The sequence below is a fragment of the Thalassospira marina genome (genome assembly GCF_002844375.1).
GTDB lineage: Bacteria > Pseudomonadota > Alphaproteobacteria > Rhodospirillales > Thalassospiraceae > Thalassospira > Thalassospira marina.
On sequence record NZ_CP024199.1, the window covers coordinates 3,604,606 to 3,628,315 of the forward strand.

At 55.6% G+C, this 23,710-nt stretch carries 23 protein-coding genes and 1 tRNA gene; 4 read left to right on the top strand and 20 right to left on the bottom strand.

What is annotated here, in order from left to right; all coding sequences use genetic code 11:
• The first annotated feature begins 417 nt into the window (after nucleotides 1–417).
• A tRNA-Gln gene (locus tag CSC3H3_RS16440) sits at nucleotides 418–492 on the top strand.
• A 64-nt stretch (nucleotides 493–556) separates the two neighbouring features.
• Here the strand turns inward: CSC3H3_RS16440 and CSC3H3_RS16445 are convergent.
• From CSC3H3_RS16445 to CSC3H3_RS16455, 3 genes are all read right to left on the bottom strand, one after another.
• On the bottom strand, nucleotides 557–1,996 hold the full coding sequence (locus CSC3H3_RS16445; RefSeq protein ID WP_101285537.1) for a bifunctional diguanylate cyclase/phosphodiesterase: 1,440 nt from the start codon (nucleotides 1,994–1,996) through the stop codon (nucleotides 557–559).
• A 346-nt stretch (nucleotides 1,997–2,342) separates the two neighbouring features.
• Nucleotides 2,343–3,044 (bottom strand): copper homeostasis protein CutC, encoded by a 702-nt coding sequence (locus tag CSC3H3_RS16450; RefSeq protein ID WP_245881151.1) that lies wholly within the window; start codon nucleotides 3,042–3,044, stop codon nucleotides 2,343–2,345.
• Nucleotides 3,045–3,163: 119 nt separating this feature from the next.
• Nucleotides 3,164–4,090 carry an ROK family protein gene (locus CSC3H3_RS16455; protein ID WP_101286280.1) on the bottom strand — a complete coding sequence of 309 codons (927 nt, stop codon included), beginning with the start codon at nucleotides 4,088–4,090 and terminating at the stop codon, nucleotides 3,164–3,166.
• Between CSC3H3_RS16455 and CSC3H3_RS16460 the strand changes: the two genes are divergently transcribed.
• A complete protein-coding gene (locus CSC3H3_RS16460) occupies nucleotides 4,078–5,169 on the top strand; it encodes a LacI family DNA-binding transcriptional regulator (protein ID WP_101285539.1) in 1,092 nt (363 codons plus the stop codon). The two genes, CSC3H3_RS16455 and CSC3H3_RS16460, sit on opposite strands and share 13 nt — an antisense overlap.
• Nucleotides 5,170–5,233: 64 nt before the next feature.
• On the opposite strand, the gene CSC3H3_RS16465 is transcribed toward CSC3H3_RS16460, so the two are convergent.
• The 5 genes from CSC3H3_RS16465 to CSC3H3_RS16485 are packed head-to-tail and all read right to left on the bottom strand — an operon-like array spanning nucleotide 5,234 to nucleotide 9,071.
• Nucleotides 5,234–6,034, bottom strand: a complete 801-nt coding sequence (locus CSC3H3_RS16465) for a transporter substrate-binding domain-containing protein (protein WP_101285540.1) — start codon at nucleotides 6,032–6,034, stop codon at nucleotides 5,234–5,236.
• 37 nt (nucleotides 6,035–6,071) lie between these two features.
• On the bottom strand, nucleotides 6,072–6,995 hold the full coding sequence (locus CSC3H3_RS16470; RefSeq protein WP_101285541.1) for a glycosylasparaginase: 924 nt from the start codon (nucleotides 6,993–6,995) through the stop codon (nucleotides 6,072–6,074).
• Between the two features lie 26 nt (nucleotides 6,996–7,021).
• Entirely contained in the window at nucleotides 7,022–7,756 is a 735-nt protein-coding gene (locus CSC3H3_RS16475) for an amino acid ABC transporter ATP-binding protein (protein WP_101285542.1), read from the bottom strand.
• Between the two features lie 14 nt (nucleotides 7,757–7,770).
• Nucleotides 7,771–8,442 carry an amino acid ABC transporter permease gene (locus tag CSC3H3_RS16480; protein ID WP_101285543.1) on the bottom strand — a complete coding sequence of 224 codons (672 nt, stop codon included), beginning with the start codon at nucleotides 8,440–8,442 and terminating at the stop codon, nucleotides 7,771–7,773.
• The gene (locus CSC3H3_RS16485) at nucleotides 8,442–9,071 is read right to left on the bottom strand and encodes an amino acid ABC transporter permease (RefSeq protein ID WP_215907517.1); all 630 of its coding nucleotides are present in this window, start codon (nucleotides 9,069–9,071) and stop codon (nucleotides 8,442–8,444) included. Before CSC3H3_RS16485 ends, CSC3H3_RS16480 begins: the two co-directional genes overlap by 1 nt.
• Before the next feature lie 273 nt (nucleotides 9,072–9,344).
• Between CSC3H3_RS16485 and CSC3H3_RS16490 the strand changes: the two genes are divergently transcribed.
• Together CSC3H3_RS16490 and CSC3H3_RS16495 are read left to right on the top strand one after the other, a co-directional pair.
• Nucleotides 9,345–10,970, top strand: a complete 1,626-nt coding sequence (locus CSC3H3_RS16490; RefSeq protein WP_101285544.1) for a P-loop NTPase family protein — start codon at nucleotides 9,345–9,347, stop codon at nucleotides 10,968–10,970.
• Complete coding sequence (locus CSC3H3_RS16495; RefSeq protein WP_157831934.1) at nucleotides 10,939–11,601, top strand: hypothetical protein; 663 nt, start codon at nucleotides 10,939–10,941, stop codon at nucleotides 11,599–11,601. The genes CSC3H3_RS16490 and CSC3H3_RS16495 overlap by 32 nt, the downstream gene beginning before the upstream one ends.
• Before the next feature lie 101 nt (nucleotides 11,602–11,702).
• On the opposite strand, the gene CSC3H3_RS16500 is transcribed toward CSC3H3_RS16495, so the two are convergent.
• The 12 genes from CSC3H3_RS16500 to coxB form a co-directional block, all read right to left on the bottom strand.
• Nucleotides 11,703–12,962: a M16 family metallopeptidase gene (locus CSC3H3_RS16500; RefSeq protein WP_101266420.1), complete on the bottom strand. Its 1,260-nt coding sequence runs from the start codon at nucleotides 12,960–12,962 to the stop codon at nucleotides 11,703–11,705.
• 52 nt (nucleotides 12,963–13,014) lie between these two features.
• On the bottom strand, nucleotides 13,015–14,412 hold the full coding sequence (gene thrC, locus CSC3H3_RS16505) for a threonine synthase (RefSeq protein WP_101285546.1): 1,398 nt from the start codon (nucleotides 14,410–14,412) through the stop codon (nucleotides 13,015–13,017).
• A 306-nt stretch (nucleotides 14,413–14,718) separates the two neighbouring features.
• The gene (locus tag CSC3H3_RS16510; RefSeq protein WP_101266425.1) at nucleotides 14,719–15,132 is read right to left on the bottom strand and encodes a Crp/Fnr family transcriptional regulator; all 414 of its coding nucleotides are present in this window, start codon (nucleotides 15,130–15,132) and stop codon (nucleotides 14,719–14,721) included.
• A 126-nt stretch (nucleotides 15,133–15,258) separates the two neighbouring features.
• Nucleotides 15,259–16,746, bottom strand: coding sequence for a carboxypeptidase M32 (locus CSC3H3_RS16515; RefSeq protein WP_101285547.1), 1,488 nt, complete (start codon nucleotides 16,744–16,746; stop codon nucleotides 15,259–15,261).
• 152 nt (nucleotides 16,747–16,898) lie between these two features.
• The gene (locus CSC3H3_RS16520; protein ID WP_101285548.1) at nucleotides 16,899–17,612 is read right to left on the bottom strand and encodes an SURF1 family protein; all 714 of its coding nucleotides are present in this window, start codon (nucleotides 17,610–17,612) and stop codon (nucleotides 16,899–16,901) included.
• A 7-nt stretch (nucleotides 17,613–17,619) separates the two neighbouring features.
• Nucleotides 17,620–17,988: a DUF983 domain-containing protein gene (locus CSC3H3_RS16525; protein ID WP_101266431.1), complete on the bottom strand. Its 369-nt coding sequence runs from the start codon at nucleotides 17,986–17,988 to the stop codon at nucleotides 17,620–17,622.
• A gap of 60 nt (nucleotides 17,989–18,048) precedes the next feature.
• The gene (locus CSC3H3_RS16530; RefSeq protein ID WP_101266433.1) at nucleotides 18,049–18,846 is read right to left on the bottom strand and encodes a cytochrome c oxidase subunit 3; all 798 of its coding nucleotides are present in this window, start codon (nucleotides 18,844–18,846) and stop codon (nucleotides 18,049–18,051) included.
• Between the two features lie 70 nt (nucleotides 18,847–18,916).
• Entirely contained in the window at nucleotides 18,917–19,609 is a 693-nt protein-coding gene (locus CSC3H3_RS16535; RefSeq protein WP_245881152.1) for a cytochrome c oxidase assembly protein, read from the bottom strand.
• 55 nt (nucleotides 19,610–19,664) lie between these two features.
• Nucleotides 19,665–19,808: a hypothetical protein gene (locus tag CSC3H3_RS24470; RefSeq protein WP_157831935.1), complete on the bottom strand. Its 144-nt coding sequence runs from the start codon at nucleotides 19,806–19,808 to the stop codon at nucleotides 19,665–19,667.
• Entirely contained in the window at nucleotides 19,805–20,731 is a 927-nt protein-coding gene (locus CSC3H3_RS16540) for a heme o synthase (RefSeq protein WP_101266435.1), read from the bottom strand. The genes CSC3H3_RS24470 and CSC3H3_RS16540 overlap by 4 nt, the downstream gene beginning before the upstream one ends.
• A 78-nt stretch (nucleotides 20,732–20,809) precedes the next feature.
• Nucleotides 20,810–22,399, bottom strand: a complete 1,590-nt coding sequence (gene ctaD / locus CSC3H3_RS16545; RefSeq protein WP_101266437.1) for a cytochrome c oxidase subunit I — start codon at nucleotides 22,397–22,399, stop codon at nucleotides 20,810–20,812.
• Between the two features lie 11 nt (nucleotides 22,400–22,410).
• A complete protein-coding gene (gene coxB / locus CSC3H3_RS16550; protein ID WP_101266438.1) occupies nucleotides 22,411–23,262 on the bottom strand; it encodes a cytochrome c oxidase subunit II in 852 nt (283 codons plus the stop codon).
• Nucleotides 23,263–23,710: the final 448 nt, after the last annotated feature.

Consider the following 23,710-nt stretch of genomic DNA (forward strand, 5'->3'; position numbering starts at 1 on the left):
TATCCCTCCCGGCTCCACAGCCCGGTCACGGCCCGGTCACAACCCATTCGCGCCCGGTTATCACACCCTGACCACATACTGACCGTACCCTGACCGTACCCCGGGGCCACGACCTGATCACTGCCAGATCAGCTCCTGATCACACACAAACGGCCACCTGCCCGCAATTTGCTGCGACCGGATACAAAAAACCGCCCCTATCCAGCCCCCTCACCAGCAGCACAATCATCGCCGTATCATCGCCGCATCGTCACCTTTTCACCACCACCTCATCGCGGCCCCATCGCAGTGCACCAACACCACAATCACGCCCCAAATTCGCGCCAGACGAAAAAATCCGGCGCGGATCAAAAAGGATCAAAATAGAGGGTTGCACTTGGCGGAATAGGACGCTATTTTCCGCGCCACACACGCTGATGGGGCGTGGCCAAGTGGTAAGGCATCGGTTTTTGGTATCGTGTACCGTAGGTTCGAATCCTACCGCCCCAGCCAAGACAAACCCCTTTGAGGTTTTCCTCAAAGGGGTTTTCTTTTGCCTGAAATTCCGAAGGTATCGTTACACCATCTCTGGCGTCATTTCCGCAACGCGGATGCAGTCGCGGCCGGCTTTTTTGGCCTGGTACATGGCGCTATCGGCCCGGCTGGTGATGGTGTCTGGCGTGTCGTCGGGCTGTGCCATGGTCACACCCACGCTGATCGTTAAATCGATATCAACACCGTCATGAGCAAAACCGGCATTGCGGATGCCGTCTGTCAGGCGGGTTAAAAATTGCTGCGCGCCTTCAAGGTCGGTATCGGGCAGGACGGCCAAAAATTCCTCGCCGCCCCAGCGGGCGAAAACATCCATTTTGCGGGCGATGCGTTCAACCTCGGTGGCAAACAGTTTCAGGGCATTGTCCCCGGCCTGGTGGCCGTGAGTATCGTTTAACTGTTTGAAACGGTCAAAATCCATCAGGGCCACGGCCATCGGGCGACGGTGGCGATTGGCGCGTTCCAGTTCCTGGGACAGGCGCTGTTCCATATGACGACGGTTGAAAAGGCCGGTCAGGCTGTCGGTTGTGGCCTGATATTCCAGTTCCTGATGGGCAAGGCGCAATTCTTCAAGGTCGGTGCGGCGGGCAATTTCATGGCCCATCCAGCCTGCAAACAGGCGGATCAGTTCAATATCCTGGCCGGTAAAGGGCCGGGTCGGCGACGGGCTTGAAAAATTAAGCGTCCCATAGGGTTCGCCATCAACCAGAACCGGCGCACCCAGATAGGCTTCCATACCGAAGTTTTTATAACAGGGATGGGTTTTAAGTTCGCTATTGGCAACATGGTGAAAACCAACGGCATCGCCCTTCTTCACAACCTGGCTGCAATAGGTGGTGCCCAGTTCAAAGGTCGTTCCAACTGCCAATGCATCCTCGGGATGCACCACATGGCGAACTTCATATTCGTTATCGACAATACGGCTGAAAATACCAATTGGCAGGCCGAAATGCATAGTGCCCAGATACAGCACCGACTGAATACGCTGCGAAAAATCAAGCTGCCGGGACGAGGTAATTTCGTGCAAACGGTTCAGCGCGCGTTCGGCCTCCATCCGCACGGTTACGTCCGTGATCAGGGCCAGAAAAACCAGTTCCGATGAATCCTGGTTGCGAATGGGGCCGCCCGATGTTTCGCCTTCAAACACGGTGCCATCCTTGCGGATATAGCGCACAATCACCCGTTCAGACGTTTCAGATGCCGCCTCGTTATAGCGTTTGCGGCCCAGATCGCGGAAATCCTCGGTATCGGCATAAAACATGCTGGTCTGGCGGCCAACAACCTCGGACGATTTATAACCAAACAGCTTTTCGGCCGAGGGATTAAGCATGATCACATTGCGGTTATGATCGGCAATAACCGCTGCTGTTTCAATATGTTCAAACACATAAGGCAGCACGGGCGCCACCAAAGGGGCCGTTACAAAACTGCTCAGGTCTGGACCTGTCGCGCCCGTGAAACTCATTACGAAACCATCCGTTTGTATAGTTTAATTTTTCAAAACATAATACCTAGGATTAGAACATACAACCTCGTCTTTGGTCAAAGGCGGCATTTTACACAAAAAGGCAACAATATTACCCTGTCCATCAACAGGGCCAAACCCGCCCCTGTGGCGGGCCACATTAAGCCCGGCGCGCACATCCCGGCAGGGGCATGTTGCCCTGCCCACCGGGGCAAGGGCGCAGATGCAGGGCCAACGGAGGGACAGAAGCACAAGAGCCGAGGCATGAAAGCGCAGATGCGCAAGCCTGCTGCTGCGGCTGTTGCTGCGCCTGTTGGGCCACCATCGGGGCCAGCTGGTGGTAAAGCTAGTGATCCATCGCCCGGCGCAAATCGCGTACCGCCCGGCCATCGGTGGCAACGCGGCCTTCTTCGCCCGTTGCAGCCGCCTGCTTGCAGGATGCATGCAATTGCGAGGTGCCGGTTTTGGCCCGCAGGGTGCTGGCATTGGCCGCCGTCACGCCGCTTCCGGGTAAAATGATGATACGCCCCTGTGCCCGGGCGATCAGGTCGGCAATCATGTTACAGCCTTCTTCGGCGGTTGTTTTTTGCCCCGACGTCAGGATGCGGTCAAAACCAAGCGAAACCGCCGTTTCCAGTGCGCCAAAGGCATCGGGCGTTACATCAAATGCGCGATGCAGGGTTTTAGCCAAGCCCCCTGCCGCGTCACACAGCAGTTTCAGCGCTTCGGTATCAAGGCTGCCATCGGCTTTGCAGGCGCCAAAAACCACGCCCTGCGCCCCGGCCTGGCGGGCCATGGCGATTTCGCGGGTCATGGTTTCAATTTCCGTTGCGCTATAAACAAAATTGCCCGGTCGCGGGCGGATCATGGCGAAACACGGCACCGGTATTTCCGGCATCCGTGTCAAGGCGCCCGGTGTCGGCGTTAAGCCACCCACGGCAAGGGCTGAACAATATTCAATCCGGTCGGCACCATTTTGCGCCGCAATCAACGCGTCTTCAAAACTTTCGACACAGACTTCCAGGGTCATATGACTGATACGGGTCACGGGGAGGCTCCAATTCAAACTTCATAGACAATGCCGCGCACAACATGCGGCAAAAGGCAAAATGACGTCACGGCAAGGCAAGGCACGAAACAAGGCGACAACCATCAGCCAGCCGGGCTTCAGATGGCTGCATCATGCAGCAGGGCAGCACCCCGTAATCCGCCATCGGCAAAGAAATGGCCCGGCACCACAAGGGCCTGGTCATACCGGCCCAGCACATTGGTCCGCACAACGGCATCAATCCGCGCAATCAGGCCCGGTTCGGCGGCAAGGCCGCCACCAACCGGGATGATATCGGGGTCCAGCACATTAACCATCAGCCGCAATTGCCCCGCCACCAGATCGACAAACACATCAATGGTTTTAAGGGCATTGCCATTACCCGCCCGCCAGGCCGTGGTAATTTCCTGGCTGGAAAGGTCTTTGCCATGCAGGGCGGCATGAATGCGTTCCATGCCACGCGCCGCCCCCCACGGGTCCAGGCAGGCCGCCCCGCCACAGCCGCACTGGCGCGCCTTGATACCGTGGCGCATCAGGGGGCCGGAAATGTCGTTACCATGCCCCCATTCGCCGCGAATACCGCTGCGCCCGCCAATAAAATGGCCATCCACCACAATACCACCGCCAACACCGGTGCCAAGGATGATGGCAAAGACCGTCCGGTGGCCCTGCCCTGCCCCCAGGCAGGCCTCGGCCAGGGCGAAACAGTCGGCATCATTTTCAACACGGACCGGGCGTTGCAAAACCGCGCTTAAGCCCGCGCCAATCGGCCAGCCCTTGATCGGCGGCACATTGGCCGAAATCACCGCGCCGCTTTCGGGGTCAAGGCCACCGGCAAAGCTGATGCCGACAGGCGGCCGGGCCTTTCCGGCGGATGCATTGCCAAACTGCGCATCGGCCGCAAGAACAAGATCCGCAATTGCGCCGGTAAAGCTGTCGCGATCCTCAAGCGGGGTTGCCACCTTTTGCCGGTGCAGGATTTCGCCCTGATCGGAAAAAACGCCGAATTCTATTTTTGTGCCGCCAATATCGAATGCGTATTTCATTGAACCTTGCCTTGCGATCCCATAATTTCGCCCTTCATACACTGCCTTACCCGGGGGAACTGACCCTGTCTGACCAATACACTGCCCGCCACCGCAAAACGAACCTGCCCACCCTGCAGGATGTTGCCAACCGTGCCGGCGTGTCGCTTTCCGCGGCATCGCGTGCCCTGTCGCGCGACCAGAAACCGGTTGCCGCCGAAAAGCGCGAACGCGTGCTTGCTGCTGCCCGTGAACTTGGCTACAGCGCCAATCCACTGGCACAGGGCCTGTCCACCCGCCAGACGGGGCTGGTCAGTATCATTGTCAATCATATCGGCGATCTTAGTGACCTGGATCTGTTTGATATCCTGATTGGCCGATTGCAGGATGTCGGCAAGCAGGCATCAATTGTGCGGTTGGGATCGGTAAGCAGTGCGAGGGACTTTTTGCGGGGCAGCATCAATTATCATGTCGATGCCGCGCTTATCTTTTCCGATTTTATTGGTCCAAGGCAAGCCCGCGATTTTTTTCGTACCAATCATGTCATCATGTTAAATGGCCGCCAGGACAGCCAGAGCCTTTCGGTTCAGCCCGATGATGCACCCGGAATTGAACAGGCGGTTGAAAATGCCGCCCGCGCGCGGGTTGAAACCGCAACGCTGATTACCGGGCGCGAAAGTTCGGAACTGGAACAGCAACGCATCGCCCTTTACCGCACTGCACTGGCCAAACACGGCATTCTTGTCCATGAACAGATGCAGGGTGATTATTCCTATGCGGCCGGTGTGGCCGCCGCGCAAAAAATTGACCCGCGCCACTATCCCGATACCATTTTCTGCACATCGGACGCCATGGCGATGGGGGTGCTTGATGTGCTGCGTGACCGCGAAGCAGGCATCATCCCCGATCGTATCCGACTTTACGGGTTTGACAATCTGTCGCTGACCGAACTGCACAGCTATCCCATTTCATCCATCGGCTTTGACAAGGGCGATTACGTCGAACAGGTGGTATCGCTGCTGGTGGACCATGGCCGGGCACGCAAGGGCGAACGCCACCTTGGCGTACCAACCCGTTTTTTTGCCCGCCATACCGGCTAGCGCATATCGCGTTCAATCAGGCCGGATATGACAAAACGCCGCCCCGAAGGGCGGCGCAGAAACATTACCAAAGCGGGTTAAGCTGCGGCGGGTTGGCGTCTTCGCCCCACCATTTTTTGTAGCTGGTTTCGTAGTCACCCGACGAAATATATTCCGAGACAAACATATCCATCCAGCGCAGGAATTCATCATCGCCCTTGCGCACGCCAATGCCGATCGGGTCATTGGAAAACAGGCCCTTCATGGTGACAAGGTTGTCTTCCTGCGCGGCCAGGTAATCCACCAGCGAGCTGTCTTCGATGCCGGCATCAACGCGGCGCTGTTTTAACAGAAGCACGCCATCGGGCGCGAAATTGTCGGTATAGACCATTTCGGCACCGGGAACGCGGCGCTTGATAAAGGCTTCGCCGGTTGATCCGCGACCAACCACAATTTTATGCCCGGCAAGATCATCCAGGCTTTTGATGCCGGAATCCTTTTGCACCACCACACGCAGGCCCGCACGGTTATAGGGGATGGTGAAATTGATTGATTTTGCCCGTTCCAGCGTCGCCGAAAGGTTGCCAATCACCACATCAAGCTGGTCCGACAGCAGCATCGAAACACGGGCATCCCCGCTGACATCGGTATATTCAACCTTCACACCCAGCTTGTCGGCCAGGCGTTTTGCCAGATCAACATCATAGCCCGCCGGGTTGTTTTCGGCGTCGCGAAAGCCAATCGGCTCGCCACCCAGCGAAACACCAATGCGGATCACACCGCGATCCTTGATATCTTCCAGCTTGCCCGCAAAGGCATGGGACGCGGTCCCGCCAATCGCACCCAGGGCCAAAAGCCCGGCCAGCATTAATCCTTTTAACCGCATTTTGAAGCCTCCTGTTTGATCCGTTTGTTGTGGTCTATCAGTCCGCGAGCGTTTCCGCTTCTCGTTGTTCGGGGCTGGCAAGGGTGTCATCCCAATACCAGTAGCGTATGGTTTCCCGGTTGCGGAAATTGACAACCCTGTGGTTACCGCTGGCATCCAGCGCATGAATAACCACCCCGTCGAGATAGCCGGTTTCAAGGTCGCGCAGTTCATCAACCGCAATTTTGACAGCATCCTCCAGGGAATAACCCAGCTTCATCGCCAGAACGATCGTGCGCGATGTACCTGCGCGCATGGTCATTTCCCCGGTATGGGTGCAGGCCGCCGCGCCATAGCGGCTATCGGCATAAAACCCTGCCCCGACAATCGGGCTATCGCCCAATCGGCCGGGATATTTCCATGCCCAGCCCGATGTGCTGGTGGCGGCATGAATGCCCTTGTGGCTGTCAATCGTCAGGAAAACACTGGTATCACGTACTTTTTCCGGGTCGGTGATGGCACTGTTAAGCGGGGCCAGCGGCAGGTCGGGGAATTTGGCCTGCTCATCGGCGCTTAACATCCCTTCCAGTTTTTCCCACCATACCTTTTTGGAATCGGGGAATAGCGTGGGTTGCGCGGTGAAACCGCTTTCACTTGCGAACCTGCAAGCGCCCTCGCCGACCAGCATTTCATGGTTCAGGTCGGTCATCACCCGGCGCGCAACCGATACGGCATGCACAACCCCGCGCAACGCCCCGACCGATCCGGTCCGGCGTGTTGTGCCATCCATGACACCGGCATCAAATTCCATTTCGCCAATCAGGTTGGGCCAGCCACCATAACCGACACTGCGTACTTTCGGGTCTTCTTCCACCCGGTTTAACGCGGTTTCAAGGGCATCCAGCCCATGGCGCCCGGCTTGTAAAATTTCAACAGCTTCGTGAATGCCGGAACCGGCCTCGGAATTGGCAACGATGATCATGGGGGCGTGTCCTTCCATTCTTTTTGTTATTTGTTACGCATCTTGGCAAGGAAGCGGGCAATGCGGTCATCGCGATAACCGCCATCTTCGGCAAAGAAGCGGTCGGTCGGCATATCTGCGCGCACGACACCTTCATCAAGGAAAACGATGCGGGTTGAAATTTCGCGGGCAAAGGCAATTTCGTGGGTGACGAAAATCATGGTCGTGCCCGAACGTGCAAGTGCGGCCAGCACGTCAAGCACCTCGGCGGTCATTTCCGGGTCCAGTGCTGATGTAACTTCATCCAGCAGCAGGTAACGCGGTTTCATCGCCAGTGCCCGGCAAATGCCAACGCGCTGTTTCTGCCCGCCCGATAACTGCCCGGGATAGGCATCCGCCCGGTCAGCAAGACCAACCTGCTCCAGAAGGGCGCGGGCCTCGGCCTCGACATCGGCCTTTTTACGGCCCAGCACATCCATCGGGGCCAGGGTGATATTGTCGATCACGGATAAATGCGGATACAGGTTGAAATGCTGAAAAACGGTGGCGCACCGCTTGCGAATTTCCCGCAATTCGCGGGGTTTGGCAACATCAAGCCCATCAATCAGCAGCGACCCGCCATTCAGCCCGGCCAGCCCGTTCATGCAGCGCATCAGCGTGCTTTTGCCCGACCCGCTAGCCCCCAGGATCGACACCACCTCGCCAGGTTCGATGCTCAGGCACACGCCTTTCAGGACTTCGGTATCGCCGAATTTTTTGTGCAGATTGTCTATTTCAATCACGATAAACGCATTCCTTATAATCCGGCCCAGTCCATGTGGCGGCGCAAACGGGTTTCAAGGCGGCCACCGGCAGCAGCCAGCAGGCGCGACAGGATGAAATAGGTCACGCCAATCACGGTCCAGACGATAAAGGGCTGCCAGGTGCGCTGGTTCAAAATCTGGCCAACCTTGGTCAAATCGATCACGCCAATGGCGGAAATAAGCGATGTGACCTGCAACTGGTTCACCGCCAGCCCGATCAGGGCGGGCATCGCCACCACCAATGCCTGCGGGGCGATGATTTTACGCAAAATGCTGCGTTCGGAATGGCCAAAGCTGCGCGCGGCATCAAGCTGCCCGCGATCAATGGCATCCATGGCAGAAATGGCGATAACGGCGATAAAGGCCGCCGTATTGCCCGTCAGGGTAAAAATGGCGGCTTCGGCCGGGGTGATATTGACCTGCAATAAAACCGGCACACCAAAAAACACCAAAAACAGTTGCACCAGCACCGGCGAGTTTTTCAAAAATTCGCTAATGGTCAGCAACAGAGGGGCGGCCACCGGCACCCGGTAAACCCGCACCAGCGCAATGGCGATGCCAATGACGGTGCCCAAAATCATCGAGGCGGCAAATACACCCAGCGAAACGCCCAGTCCCTGCGCCCACAATATCGGATCATGCCAGTTAAAGCCCTGATTGCGCATTATTCAGCCCCCCGCATGAAACGGTTTAAATGCCGGTGCCACAGATTGATCAGCAGCGACAGCAGATAGGTCAGCGCGCAATAAAACAGCAGCAGGAAGAAATAGACCTCAAACGGGCGAAAGGTATCGGATGCCACGATCTTGGCGTTGCCGGTCAGCTCGTTAAGCGTGATGGTCGACAGGATCGATGTGGTCAGCACCAGATTGATAAACACCGATCCCAGCGGACGCAACGACACCCGCAGCGCAATCGGCAAAATGATGCGGCGATAGATTTTAAATCGCGACAGGCCGGAAACCTCGGCCGCCTCGATCACGCCGGTATCGACATTTTCAATACCCGAGCGCAACACATCGGCGGCATAGGCCCCCACCGCAATCGACAGCGCCATGGTGCCGGTGGTGAAGGCATCGATATAAACGCCAATTTCGGGCAGGCCGAAATAAAAGAAAAACACCTGCACGATGAACGGAATATTGCGAAACAGCCCGATATAGCCCCGTGCCGCCTTGCGCAAAAATGGCCGGCGCGACACCGCCCCAAAGGCCACAATCACCCCGATCAAAAAACTGCCGGCAATGGACAGGGCACTGACCGACGCGGTCACCAAAAACCCGTCCCAAAACATGCCAAGATACCCTGATATCGCCGAAAGGTTCATATTACGTTTTTTAACCTGATGATTTTATTAGTTTTTATATTGAAAGCGCTTTCACTTTAGCACATTCAAAACCGCGAGCAAACAAAAAGCCGAGCCTCCATTGCTCTACCGATATGACCAAACACATCGCTCAAGCCAAAAATTTAAAAATCGAAATATCAATAGGCATCCTGCAACCCAGCCTTGTACAATCACGCGAAACACCATCCGATCAAAGATAAAGGCAAAAAGGGAAGATTGGTGACGCCCGGTGATGTGCACACTTTAAAAGACGAACTTGCCAAAGCCCGGTTACTTTCCGAGCTGTTTGCAGATGCAGAAATCAAGGCCATTCTGCTCGCACAGCTAAAGGAACTTGGCCTGCGCCCGCCACTACACTATCTCGCCCTTCGCCTGATCACAGCGCTCGTCTCAAGGTCGGAATCCTTTATTGGAAAAGCCATTACCTTACGCCTGCAGGCCTTTATCGACCGCACGCCGAAACTTGCGGACCTGTTGCAAAAATTAATCAACTTGCAACATGGCGAAAAAACCAAGGCAAACCTGAAAAACAAGCTGCTCAGCGCCCTTCAAACTGGCGAAACTATAGATCTCGACATTATCGCTTTCGATGAAGCAACCGCACTAGAGCCTTTACTGGCGATCCATAATATTCAGGGTTTTCAAAACATCCTGACGGCGCAGGAAAACCTGAAGGATGAATTACTTGCGGACTTCCGAAAGGACCTCGACAACCTGTTCCAGGATATGGTGTCTCCCGCCCTTGGTTGGCCCGAAGAATCCACGACGCCAGAAAAACTCGGCGCATTTGACCGTGTTAAATATACATCCGGCCTGGACGAGCTTTATGGGCGCGGAGCGGAAATAACGCTTTTGCATCAGTTTGCGGGTGACCTGTCTCTGTGCGGAAGACTGTTTAATTTCCGCTGGATGCTGCTGACCGGTGACGGTGGCACGGGTAAAACGCGACTGGCCTATGACTTCACCCGCAAACACTTAAAACAACACATCTGGGATGCCGGTCGCCTGTCTATCGACGATTTGCCAAATTTTAATGATCTTGAAAAATGGCGCCCCCGCCAACCCACCTTTATCGTCATTGATTATGTCAGCGGCCACCCGGAAAAAACTGGCAAATTGTTGCGTATTCTTGCTCGCAAAGCCGCACAGTATGATTTTCCAGTTCGGGTTTTATTGCTTGAACGTAAGGCCGATGAAAACTGGCTCGCAAAAATGCTGCCCGAAAACGGCGATAAGCCGATGGTGATGGATCATGTCTTCGGGCATGAGGATGAAAACGGACGCACCATCCCACCCGTAGACGAAACAGCCATTACCGACATGATGCGGGAACGCTTTGCCAAAGCCGGGCAAACACCCCCAGAACCCGCCCTTCTTCTGGCAGCTGCGCAAAGGGTGGATAGCAGACCAAACGACGCCAACCTGCCCCGCCCGCTTTTTGCCATTGCCACGGCAGAGGCAATGATCGCCGAAGCTGAAAAAGCACCAGAAGCACAACCCGATTTTGTAAAAATCGCCGCCCTGCTTAATCAGGAAGACGTCCTTGCCGGAATGCTGCGGCGCGAAGAACACACCCGCTGGCAACACGCCGCACCAGATGATGGCGGCGGCACCCTAACCCGCTATAAACTCGCCTTGGCACTGGCAACACTAACACAAGGGCTAGACCTTAATGACCTCGACACAAAACAAGAGGATTACGGCCCCCTTGCCCGCCATCTGCCCGATCCGCCCCCCGATCACCATCAAGGGCTGATCAGCGCCTTGGGCGGCCACGGAACATTCCTGCCACCCCTTGAACCCGACATCATGGGTGAGTTTTTTTTTGGCGCAAATATTAGTTGAGCAACCAATCAATGATCGCGCACACTTTCTCAATGCCGCTTTAACCACTGAAGAACTGGCACCGCTAATTGCTTTACTCCGCCTTTTGCAAGATTTTCCCCAAAAGATAGCCGAAATTAATATCATTTCAATTATAAGAGCCTGTACAAATGAAATGGCCGCGGTTTCCTTTGCGAAAATGGCACCGGCATGGGTCAGCTACTACTATCAAGATACCAATCTACGCGCAGCTGCCAGCTTCATAGATTCTATAAGCACACTTGCTATCCAATTTCCGGAGAACAAGAAAATTGCCCTCGGGCAAGCAAAAATTTCTTACAATATCATTACCTTAGCCGCACAATCCGCAGACTGGCAACTGGTCGACATAATATTCCAAGAACTAAATAATTTACGTAGTCAATTCATAGACTGCCCAGAAATAGCGCGAGAGGAAGCACAAGCGGCTATCAATGTTAGTTATGTTGCATATAAAAACGAAGAATGGGCAAGAGTCGAGGCGATGTTTCAGCGACTACTTTCTATTATCGTGGATTTTGGAGAAAGTTTCGTTATTGGCGAGATAAATGGAGATCCCTTCACAGTGAAACAAGCTATTAATAATATAGCTTCGCTGTGCAAAGAAATCTAACAACGCAACACAATCGTAATTAACGCGTAATAAAAAAACGACGTCCACCTCAAGACAGACGCCGTTTAAAAATATGATATCAGCCTACCAACACAGCCAGATCACGCGCGCAGCCGATCCACCAGCGTATCGTATTCCGGCATCTTGGCGACGGGGCCAAGGGCGGTGACGGTGGGTTTGCCGGAAATCAGGGCTTCGCCTGCGGCAATGACGCGTTTGAGGTCGACCGCTTCGATCTTTTCCATGATTTCAGGAATGGTCTGCGGGCCACCATGAACCTGGATCTGCCGGGCCAGCGTTTCGCAGCGGGCCGAATTGCTTTCCATGCCCATCACGACCATCGCCTTAAGCTGGGCGCGGGCACGGTTGACTTCTTCTTCGCTCAGATCAACGGTGGCGCGTTTCAGCTCGTCACACATGACGGGCATCAGCTCGCCAAGGTCATCGGGCCCGGTGCCGGCATAGATCGAAAACAGGCCGCCATCGACATAATGCGACGAGAAGCTGTAAACCGAATAGACCAGCCCGCGTTTTTCGCGGATTTCCTGGAACAGGCGCGAAGACATGCCCCCACCCAGCAACATGCTGAAAACCTGCACGTCATAGAAGGCATCATCGGCATAGGCCACCGTGGGCAGGCCAAAAATGACATGGGCCTGTTCAAGGTCCCGGTTTTCGATGCGCTGGCCACCTTCATAGCGCAGCTTTTCCATGTCGTGGTCTTCATGGACGGGCAGATTGGTGAATTTGGAAGCGACCATATCGACCACTTCGTTATGGTTCACATTGCCCGATGCCGAAAACACCATGCGTTTGGCGCTGTAGCGGCGTGACATGAAATCAAACAGGTCATCGCGCGACAGGCTGGAAACATTTTCCGGGCTGCCAAGAATGGAGCGGCCCAGCGCCTGGTTTGGCAGCGCTGTTTCCTGAAAATAATCAAACACGATATCGTCGGGCGTGTCATTCGCCTGGCCGATTTCCTGCAAAATCACCTGGCGTTCGCGTTCAAGTTCTTTTTCATCCAGCGTCGAATTTTGCAGGATGTCGGCGATCACATCGATTGCCAGCGCCTGGTCTTCGTGCAGGACCTTGCAGTAATAGGCGGTATTTTCACGCGAGGTATAGGCATTCATCTGCCCGCCGACGGCTTCGATTTCCTCCGAAATCTGAAGGGCGGTACGCTTGCGTGTTCCCTTGAATGCCATGTGTTCGAGCATGTGGGAAATGCCATTGATTTCGGGCGTTTCATTCCGCGCCCCGACATCCACCCACGCACCCAGGGCCACCGACTGCACATGTTCCAGGCGGTCAGTGGCGACAATCATGCCATTGTCAAGCTCGGTCAGCTCGACTGTCATTCAGATATTCTCCTGTTCAAACAATGCGACCTTTTCTGCCATCTGCCTGTTATCAGGCCGCACGCCGGTTCTTGCGGACATGCGCCATCAGGGCATCGGCATCGTTGGTAATGGGTTCAACCTTTTCTGGTCGCTCATATAGGTCGGACAAGCGTTCGGGCAAGTCCGGGTAAACGCCACTGGCCTGTTTGACCGCATCGGGGAACTTTGCCGGATGCGCCGTTGCCAGGGCAATCATGGGAACCGAACGGTCCCGGTTGCACGCCCGCCCGGCTGCAATGCCAATAACGGAATGCGGGTCAACCAGTTCGCCGGTTTTCTGGTACACATCAAGGATGGCCGCACGGGTCTGGTCATCATCAAGGCGGTAGCCGTCAAAATATTCGCGCGCCCTGGCAAAACGGCCCTGCGACATTTCCATCACGCCGGTTTTGCGAAATTCGGTCATCAGATCGACAATGGCGGCACCGTCACGATCATAAAGATCAAATAACAGACGTTCAAAATTGCTGCTAACCTGAATATCCATCGACGGGCTGATGGTGGGGTGGACCCCATCCATTTTCATCACACCCTTGTCAAAGAAGCGCGCCAGAATGTCGTTGGAATTGGACCCGACGACAAACTGTTTGATCGGCAGGCCCATTTGCAGGGCAGCGTAGCCGGCATAGACATTGCCGAAATTACCCGACGGGACCGAGAAGGAAACCTCACGATCCGGCGCGCCAAGCTGCACCCCGGCCCAGAAATAATAGGCGATCTGGCACATGATGCGCGCCCAGTTAATGGAATTGACCGCCGAAAGGCCAATTTCATCGCGGAAGGCGTGATCATTAAACAGCGCCTTGACCAGATCCTGGCAATCATCAAACGAGCCATCGACCGCAAGGTTATGGACGTTATCGGCAATCACCGTGGTCATCTGGCGGCGCTGGACTTCGGACACACGACCGGCCGGATGCAGGATGAAAATATCGACATTTTCACGATCCCGGCAGGCTTCAATCGCGGCAGAGCCGGTATCGCCCGATGTTGCGCCAACAATGGTAATACGTTCGCCGCGCTTGGCCAGCACATGGTCAAACAGGCGGCCTACCACCTGCAGGGCGTAATCCTTGAATGCCAAAGTCGGGCCATGGAACAGTTCCATCACCCAGTCATTGGTATCAAGCTGCTTGAGCGGGGCAACCGCTGTGTGATTGAAACCGGTATAGGTTTCATCAAGGATCGATTTCAGCGCATCATCATCGATGGTGCCAGCCACGAACGGTTTGATCACGGCAAAGGCGACTTCGGCATAAGTCATCGAGCGGAACGATTTGATGTCGTCAGCCGAGAATTGCGGCCAGGTTTCGGGCACATAAAGCCCGCCATCACGGGCCAGACCCGCCAGAAGAACATCATCGAATTGCAAGACGGGGGCACTACCCCGCGTGCTGATATAACGCACTTGAATGCTCCTGATACAAACATACGGTCATCAGGCAACGGGACGCGCCACTTCGCACCAGGTTGGCGGCTGCATCACCATTTCCACAGAATATCGAGTTAGTGCGGGCTTACCCCGCCATAGTCAAGGATGAATAGCAGGCAGGCGCCCTGCGCGGGCAAAAACCCGTAGGGTTGCGCCTGCCCCCGACCCGATACAGCCCGATCCGGCCCGGTAAATCCCAATTCGGGGCGTTTGAGGCAATGCAGGGCACATGCGACAGGGCATTTGCCAAAATGGCGGTTCAATTCGCGCGGGTTGCGGCGCTCATTCCTCGAACGGAATACCGTGTTTGCGCAGCAATGCTTCCATCTTGACCGAACGGCGCGTGATCTGGCGATAGTTCGACAGCAGAATACGCAAAATGGCGCGAATGAACCGGTCCGAGTCGTTAAGTTTATATTCAAACTGGCGCCGGGAAATGGCGATGACCACGGTACGGTCCCGCGCGCGGGCCGAAGCCATGCGCGGGGCATCGTCGATCAGGGATAATTCACCAAACAGGCCGCCCGGTTCGATAATGCCAAGCACGACGTCTTCGCCATTTTCGCCACCGCCAGCGGTTTTATAAATCTCAACAGAACCTTCCTGCACCACATAGGCGGCACCACCGGGCTTGCCCTCGCGGAAAATGATCTGTCCCGCTGCAAAGACCTGCCGGTCCATTACCTTTGATGCCATGTGCCTGTCTGGTCCTGTTCGATATATCGTTGGTGCCTGATGGTTGATTTATTCCGGCAAACTGCCGGGGCTTTGTCAACCATCCGATCACGGCCAAAGCCGCGTTTACAATAGTTTAACCGCCGTTTAACTGCCGTAGCGCGTTTGCAGATGCGTAATGAACGCTTTTGTCTGCAGCGGTGCGCCAGTGGCGGCCTGCAAAATTTCATCCGTGGTCGCACTGGACCCTTTGCCATGCACATTGGCGCGAAGCCAGATCATCAGCGGGGCGAAATCACCCTGTGCCAGATTATCCATCAGACCCGGCACCGCATTGCGCGCAGCGGCAAACAGTTGTGCTGCCGCCATCGCCCCCATGGTGTAGGTCGGGAAATAGCCCCACGCCCCGGATGGCCAGTGAATATCCTGCAGGCAGCCATCGGCATCGTTGGGCGGGGTAATCCCCAGCAGCGATTGCATCATGTCGTTCCAGGCGGCGGGCAGATCAGCCAGTTTCATATCGCCTTCGATCAGCGCGCGTTCAAGGCGGTAACGCAAAATCACATGGGACGGATAGGTGACTTCATCGGCATCCACACGGATCAGGCCCGGTTCGACACGGGTATAAAGGCGATAAAGGTTTTCCGCCTCCCACGCCGCACCCTCGCCGTTAAACGCCTTTTTAAACAGCGGTGCCGCATAGGTCAGAAATTCCTGCGAGCGGCTGGCCTGCATTTCAACCAGCAGCGACTGGCTTTCATGCATGCTCATGCCGCGTGCCTTGCCAACAGGCTGCAAACGCCAATCGGCAGGCAGGCCCAGTTCATACATGGCATGCCCGGTTTCATGCAGAACACCCATGATGGCACTGGTAAAATCGGCCTCGTTATAACGGGTGGTCAGGCGTACATCGTCTGCGGTGCCGCCACAAAACGGGTGATGCGAAATATCAAGACGGCCATGGTCAAAATCAAAGCCCACCGCCTTCATCAGCTCAAGCCCGATAGCCTTTTGCGTTTCAATCGGGAACGGGCCTTTGGGCGAATGGGCCGGGGCTTCGGTTTTCTGACGGTCAATGACGCTGGCGGTAAAGTCCGGCAGGAAGGCCTCAAGATCGGCAAACAGAGTGTCGATCTTCGCACAGCTCATGGAAGGATCATATTGGTCCAGCAGTGCATCATAAACCGAACAGCCCAGGGCCTCGGCCTTGGCGGTGCCAGCCTCAATCGACAGGTCCAGTACGGTTTGCAGTTTGGGCAAAAGCCCCGCGAAATCATTTTCGGCCCGTGCGGTGCGCCATGCAACCTCGCACGCGGTTGAGGCCCGCGAAATCGCCTCGACCAGATCGCCAGGCACGGCATTGCCATGCACCCATTCGCGTTTCATCTCGTTCAGGTTGGCGCGCTGCCAGTCGCTCAGGTTTTCACCTTCGGCTTCGGCCAGAAGGTCCTTTAAGGCGGCATCCTTGATCAGTTCGTTGGACATGACATCAAGGGTGGCAAGCTGCTCAGAGCGCGATTCTGCCGCGCCATCGGGCATCATGGTCGCCATATCCCAATGCAGCATACCGCCGATATCCGCCAGAATGTTCATACGACGAAAACGGCTTTCAAGCGCGAGATAGGCTTTGGTCATGGTGGCTCCGATCCGAAAGCGGGAAACAGGGCCGGGCAAGGCCCGACCTGACAAAGGCCATTTCCGCAGCATATCTGCGCAAATGGCCGTTGCGATTCACAATCAGATTGAAAAATAGTCTGCCAGCAGGGGGGGCCGCAAGTTCAAACCGCTCAGGATGCGGGCGGACGGCGATGATAAACGATGAAAATAACCACCAGCGCAACCGCAAGGCAAAACCAGGTAATGGCATATTGCAAATGGTTGTTGGGCAGTACTACACGCGCCTGGCCGCCTTTGGGCAGGCCGCCGGGATTGGGTGTATCATCGGCTTCAAGATAATAGGGCGATGCCAGTTCCCCCCCGGCTTCTTCGGCCATGCGGGGCGGATCAACGTAAAACCACTGGTTTTTCAGCGGGTCGTTTTCGGGCTGTGCCCAATGGCGGGGGCGTGCGATCTGGATAACGCCGGTGACGTCCACCTGGCCGGCAACTTCGCCTTCGGCACGGGTGGCGGGGTCGCGTTTGTCATCGGGCACCCAGCCACGATTAACCAGGATGATGCGGCCATCGGCCTGTTCAAGCGGCGTGATCACCTGATAGCCAACACTGCCCTGCATGGTCCGCGCCATCAGATACATTTCCTGATCATGCAGGAAACGGCCATGCGCGGTTGCCGCCCGAAAGGCAAGGTCGGGGTCGGTTTTGGTCACATCGACGGGGAATTCAACCGGGGCGAGGCTGGCGCGGGCTTCGCGTTCGGCGATCAGGTTTTCTTTCCAGAACAGGCGTTCAACCTGCCAGACGCACAAAGCCAGCAAGACAAGCAAGGCCAGACCGGCCGTAACCGAGATGGCGACCGTGGGCCGCGTTTTTAAAATCGCCATAAAGGGCCTAGTCCTGTTCCGTGGTCGACCGGTGACGGTATTGCAGGGCAACCATCACCCCCTTCAAGGGCCGCAGCAGCAGAAGGGTGATGCCGATGACGGTCGGAAACCACAAAACCACATGCAGCCACAAGGGCGGTTGGTACGTCAATTCCACCCATAAGGCAAGGGGGACCACCAGAAAGCCCAGAATGAAAATGATAAAAACGGCTGGTCCATCCCCCGCATCATGGCCACGCATATCAAGGCCACAAACATCGCAGGTTTCGCGCACCGTTAAAAACCCTGAAAAAAGCTTTCCCCCACCGCAGCGCGGGCACTTGCAGGCAAGGCCGGTGCGAATGGGGGAAAGGGGTGGATAATAATCCAGATTCATGGGGTGCTTTTACCTGTCAGGCCAGCAAACCGTTTGGGGCTTCAAACTGTGGCGGTTTTATCAACCGCCCCAGATGTAAACCGAGAAAAACAGGAACAGCCAGACCACGTCAACAAAGTGCCAGTACCAGGCGGCAGCTTCGAGGCCGAAATGATGGTCCGGTTTGAAATCACCGCGATTGGCGCGATACAGGCAAACCGCCAGAAACACCGTACCGACAAAAACGTGGAAGCCGTGGAAACCGGTCGCCATGTAGAAGGTGGACGGATAGATGCCATCATCAAAGGCAAAGGCCGCATGGTGATATTCGTAAGCCTGGCAGGCGAGGAACGAAATACCGAGCAGAACCGTAATCGCCAGGCCCTGCACCATATGCTTTTTGTTGCCTTCGAGGCAGGCATGGTGCGCCCAGGTCAGGGTGCAGCCCGACAGCAGCAAAATCAGCGTATTGATGAAAGGCAGGTCCCACGGATCAAGAACTTCGATGCCTGCGGGCGGCCATTCGGTGATCGCGGGGTTGAAATCCAGAAGCGCGCTTTGGAAAAAGGCCCAGAAAAACGCGACAAAGAACATGACCTCGGATGCGATGAACAGCGACATGCCGTAACGCAGGCCGATCTGGACGACCGAGTTGTGGTAAATGCGGGATTCACGCACCACATCGCCCCACCAGCGGAACATCACAAACAGGATACCGGCAATGCCGATTGCGGCCAGCCAGAAGTCGGTCAGCATGCGGTCAGAATGCATGAAATAGACCATGCCACCGGTAAACAGGCCCGCCGAAAGCGATGCGACCATCGGCCACGGGCTTGGGTCTACCAGATGGAACGGATGTTTCTGAGCGTGATCACTCATTGCTCGCCCCCCTCAGTCCTTAAATAAATTACTTGTCAAACCACTCAATCCCGAATGCTGGCCCATAAGATCAGCCTCCGCTTTCACTGGACCTGACTTCCACCTGGGCGGCCGTTTTCACGGCGTAAAAGGCAAAAGACAGCTTTATTTCCGTCAATCCACGTAATGCCGGATCTTCGGCAATGGCCGGATCAACAAAAAAGCTGATCGGCATATCCACATTCTGTCCCGGTTCCAGGCGCTGGGCATCGAAACAGAAACACGCCAGCTTGCTGACATATTGCCCTGCTTCGAGCGGGGTGACGCTATAGGCGGCTTCGCCGGTCACAACCCTGTCCGACCTGTTCCGGGCGGCATAAAATGCCAACCTGTTTTCCCCCAGCGGCACGATCATCGAGGCCTGCTCCGGGGCGAAATCCCAATCCATTGACGGGTCTGACGTGCCGCCAAAGGATATCTTGATCTTCCCTGTGCCAACGGCTGCATCGGGCGCCGTGGCTTTTTCATTCGTTTTAACGCTGGCCGGCATCACCCGGCCCGATGGCGCCTCACCCAGTGGTGTTGCGCCCTTTGGGGCATTGGCCCCTGTTATTTTTCCGTCCGCCCCGGCGACATCTGCCTGCGCTGCCTTCGCAGGCAATGCATCTTGCGCAGTGCCAGCCACCGGGCTGATGCCGGGGCCATCATCAAACAGCCCCGGAACCAGTGCAAATTTGTATCCGGCAAATCCGCCCGCCACGATCGCCGCAAACCAAAAGATCAATCCCCCGATCTTTCTGCGGTTTTCCTGGTTTTTGCGTTTTCGCCGCGTCATGTTTTCAGCCACTCATCTTCAGGATGGTGATCACGAAAAACAGAACGGCAAGTCCCGTCAGGATCGCCAGAAGAACCCAGTTTTTGCGCTTGCGGCTGGCATAAAACGCGGCGAGTTCTTCTTCGGTCATTTTTGGTTGTTCGGTCATGCGATGAAACCCTCAAGCCAGATATCGGCCACCATCGCGCCAAACAGCACAAACAGATACAGGATCGAATAGCCAAACATCTTTTGCGGTGCCTTTTCCTCGGCATTGCGCAAAACACGGATCGCATGGCGCAGGAACCAAAGCCCGGTCATGGCCGCGGTCGCGGCATAAAACACGCCCAGAAGCCCGGTAAAATACGGCACCAGCGTTACAGGCAGCAGCAGGATGGTGTAAAACAGCATCTGCTTTTTCGTTGCCATATCACCAGCCACCACCGGCATCATCGGCACGCCAACCTTGGCGTAATCCCCACAGCGAAACAGGGCAAGCGCCCAGAAATGCGGCGGCGTCCACATGAAGATGATCATGAACAGCGCAATCGAATTAAGGTCGATGCCGCCCGTAACCGCCGCCCAGCCAATCATGGGAGGAAACGCACCAGCCGCCCCACCAATAACGATGTTTTGCGGCGTGCGGCGTTTCAGCCACATGGTGTAAACAAAAACATAAAACCCGATCGATACGGCCAGCAGGGCCGCCGCAACCAGATTGATGGCAACCGCCATGACGGTTACCGACACAATCGACAGAAGAATCCCCAGCGACAGGGCTTCATCGGCCGGCACCCTACCTGCCGGGATCGGCCGGTTCATGGTGCGTTTCATGTGGATGTCGATATCGCGATCATACCACATGTTGATCGATGCCGCCGCACCACTGGCAACGGCAATACAGGCAATGGCAACCAGGGCCAGAAACGGGTGAATATGGCCAGGCGCGATCAGCAGGCCAACGGCACCGGTAAATACGACAAGCGTCATCACGCCGGGTTTTAACAGCGTGAAATAGTCACGCACGGTCGAAACCGGCATGGCAGGGACGGTGTCCAGGGTCAGTGTCTGATCAAGTGCGGTCTTGCTCATGACAGGCGCGGTCTTCTTTCTGGCTTTGGTGGTTGTCTTTCGCCGGATCACCCCGGCGAAAGACAAAAGATCGCATGGTTACTTGATGCGCGGCAGTTCATCAAAAGTATGGAACGGCGGCGGCGAGCTGACAGTCCATTCAAGGGTGTCGGCATATTCGCCATACGGGTTTGCGGCCGCTTTCTTACCACGAATAAAGGCGTGTGCCACCACACCAAGGAAGAAAATCGTCGCAGCAAACGAGATATACGCACCATAGGATGAAACAAGGTTCCAGCCCGCAAACGCATCAGGATAGTCGGCATAACGACGCGGCATGCCAGCCAGCCCGAGGAAGTGCTGCGGGAAGAAGGTCATGTTCACGCCGATAAAGAAGAACCAGAAGTGAATCTTCGCACCGAGGTCCGAAATTTCGTAACCGGTCATTTTGCCGAACCAGTAATAGAAACCGGCAAAGATCGAGAAAACAGCGCCCAGCGACAGCACATAGTGGAAGTGCGCAACCACGAAATAGGTATCGTGCAGCGGCAGATCCATGCCCGAGTTCGCCAGGATAACCCCGGTCACACCACCAACGGTGAACAGGAAGATAAAGCCGATCGCCCAGAGCATCGGTGCGCGCAGGCTGATCGAACCGCCCCACATCGTTGCAATCCAGGAGAAAATCTTGACCCCGGTCGGCACCGCAATAACCATGGTCGCAGCGGTAAAGTAGGCACGGGTATCAACATCCAGGCCGACGGTATACATGTGGTGCGCCCACACGATAAAGCCGACAACACCAATCGCCACCATGGCATAAGCCATGCCGAGATAACCGAAAATCGGCTTGCGCGAGAAAGTGGAAATGATGTGGCTGATGATGCCGAAGCCCGGCAGGATCATGATGTAAACTTCGGGATGGCCAAAGAACCAGAACAGGTGCTGATAAAGGATCGGGTCCCCGCCACCGGCCGGATCAAAGAAGGACGTCCCAAAGTTACGGTCGGTCAGCAGCATGGTGATCGCACCACCCAGAACCGGAACCGCCAGCAAAAGCAGGAATGCCGTCACCAGCATCGACCAGGCAAAAAGCGGCATTTTATGCAGGGTCATGCCCGGTGCGCGCATATTGCAAATGGTGGTGATGAAGTTGACAGCGCCCAGGATCGAGCTGGCACCCGCAAGGTGAAGGGCGAAAATAGCCATATCGACCGATGCGCCCGGATGGCCCAGCACGCTTGAAAGCGGCGGATAGACCGTCCAGCCGGTACCGGCCCCTGCCCCGACGGTTGCCGAAAGAACCAGCAGCAGAAATGCCGGAACCAGCAGCCAGAAGGAAATGTTGTTAAGACGCGGGAACGCCATGTCCGGTGCGCCAATCATGATCGGCACGAACCAGTTGCCAAAACCACCGATCATGGCGGGCATGACAACGAAGAACACCATGATCATGCCGTGTGCGGTCACAAGTACGTTGAAAAACTGGTGATCTTCGATGATCTGGGTTCCGGGATGCGCGAGTTCCATGCGGAACCAAACCGAAAACGCCCCGCCAATCAGACCTGCCACCAGCGAGAAAATCAGATACAGCGATCCGATATCCTTATGGTTGGTCGACAGGAACCAGCGGCTGAAAAAACCCGGCGTATGATCGTGATCATGCGCATGTGTATCAGCATGAGCCATTGAACTCTCCCTCACTCGGCCGAGGCAACGGAAACAGCGTTCGGCAGGGTTGCCGATGCAAACTGTTCCTGAGCCTGCTTGACCCAATCTGCATATTCTTCCTTGGTCACGGCCTTTACCGCAATCGGCATATAGGCGTGATTGACACCGCACAGCTCAGAACACTGACCATAGAACGTGGTCCCGGCATATTCGGCCGGAATGCGGGTCCAGGTTTCGTTGGTACGACCCGGGACGGCATCAAGTTTAATGAACAGCGACGGCATCGCCCAGCTATGAATCACGTCTTCGGACGTCATCAGCAGGCGAATGTCGGTGTCGACCGGCAGAACAACGGGATTATCCACATCGAGAAGGCGTTTTTTGCCTTCGGAAACGGCTGCATCCTCATCGAGCATGAGCGAGTCAAAGGTGAAATCGCCATTATCGGGATATTCGTAGGTCCAGTACCACTGCTTGCCGATGATTTTCAGCGTCATGTCGGCTTCTTCGACATGGTCTGCGTAATACAGCAGGCGGAAGGACGGAATGGCGATCACAAGAAGGATCAGGACCGGAACCACCGTCCACGCCACTTCAAGCAGGGTGTGGTGTGTGGTTTTGGACGGCTTCGGATTGCGCTTGTTGCTGAAACGGAACAGCACATAAAGCAGCAGCGCCAGAACGACAATGACGACAGCCGTCATCAGCCAGACCAGCAAGGTGAAAAACTTATGGCCCTCAACCGCCACTGGCGAAACTGCGTCCTGAAGACCCAGCTGCCAGGGCTCGGGCTGGCCCACTGCGGCAACCGCAGATGAATCCAGTCCCGTCAGAACTGCCAATCCCAGCAACAAAATGGGAAACAGCATCTTGATCGACATGCGAATCTGCCCCCTCGCATTACAACTCAAGGCATTAGTGCCATTTTCGGCAACGCCGAACAGCGTGACATATTTCCGATCGGGAAGGCCCGATCGCTCCCCGAAAATGACCCGCCATGACATTGGACCGCGGATCGGTCCGGACATCAAAACTATAAACTAATTAGCTAAGACTAATTCTATTATCCTGATATGCCAAGCATATCGGCATGCGTGGCAAATAGCTTATCTTTTCAACCTGTTCCACAAAAAACCTTGCTGCGTTGCACAAATAAATTTTGTGTTTCCTCATAGGGTTTTAGCTGATTTCAGGATTTTTCCAAACTTAAACCTATGGATCAAAAGGAATATTCCCCCCAAAGCAACCCAACCACAGCGACCGCACCGCGATATCGCCCTGCGGTAGCCAAAGCTTACAAAGCAATGTGCGCGGGGCGCGTATCGCAAT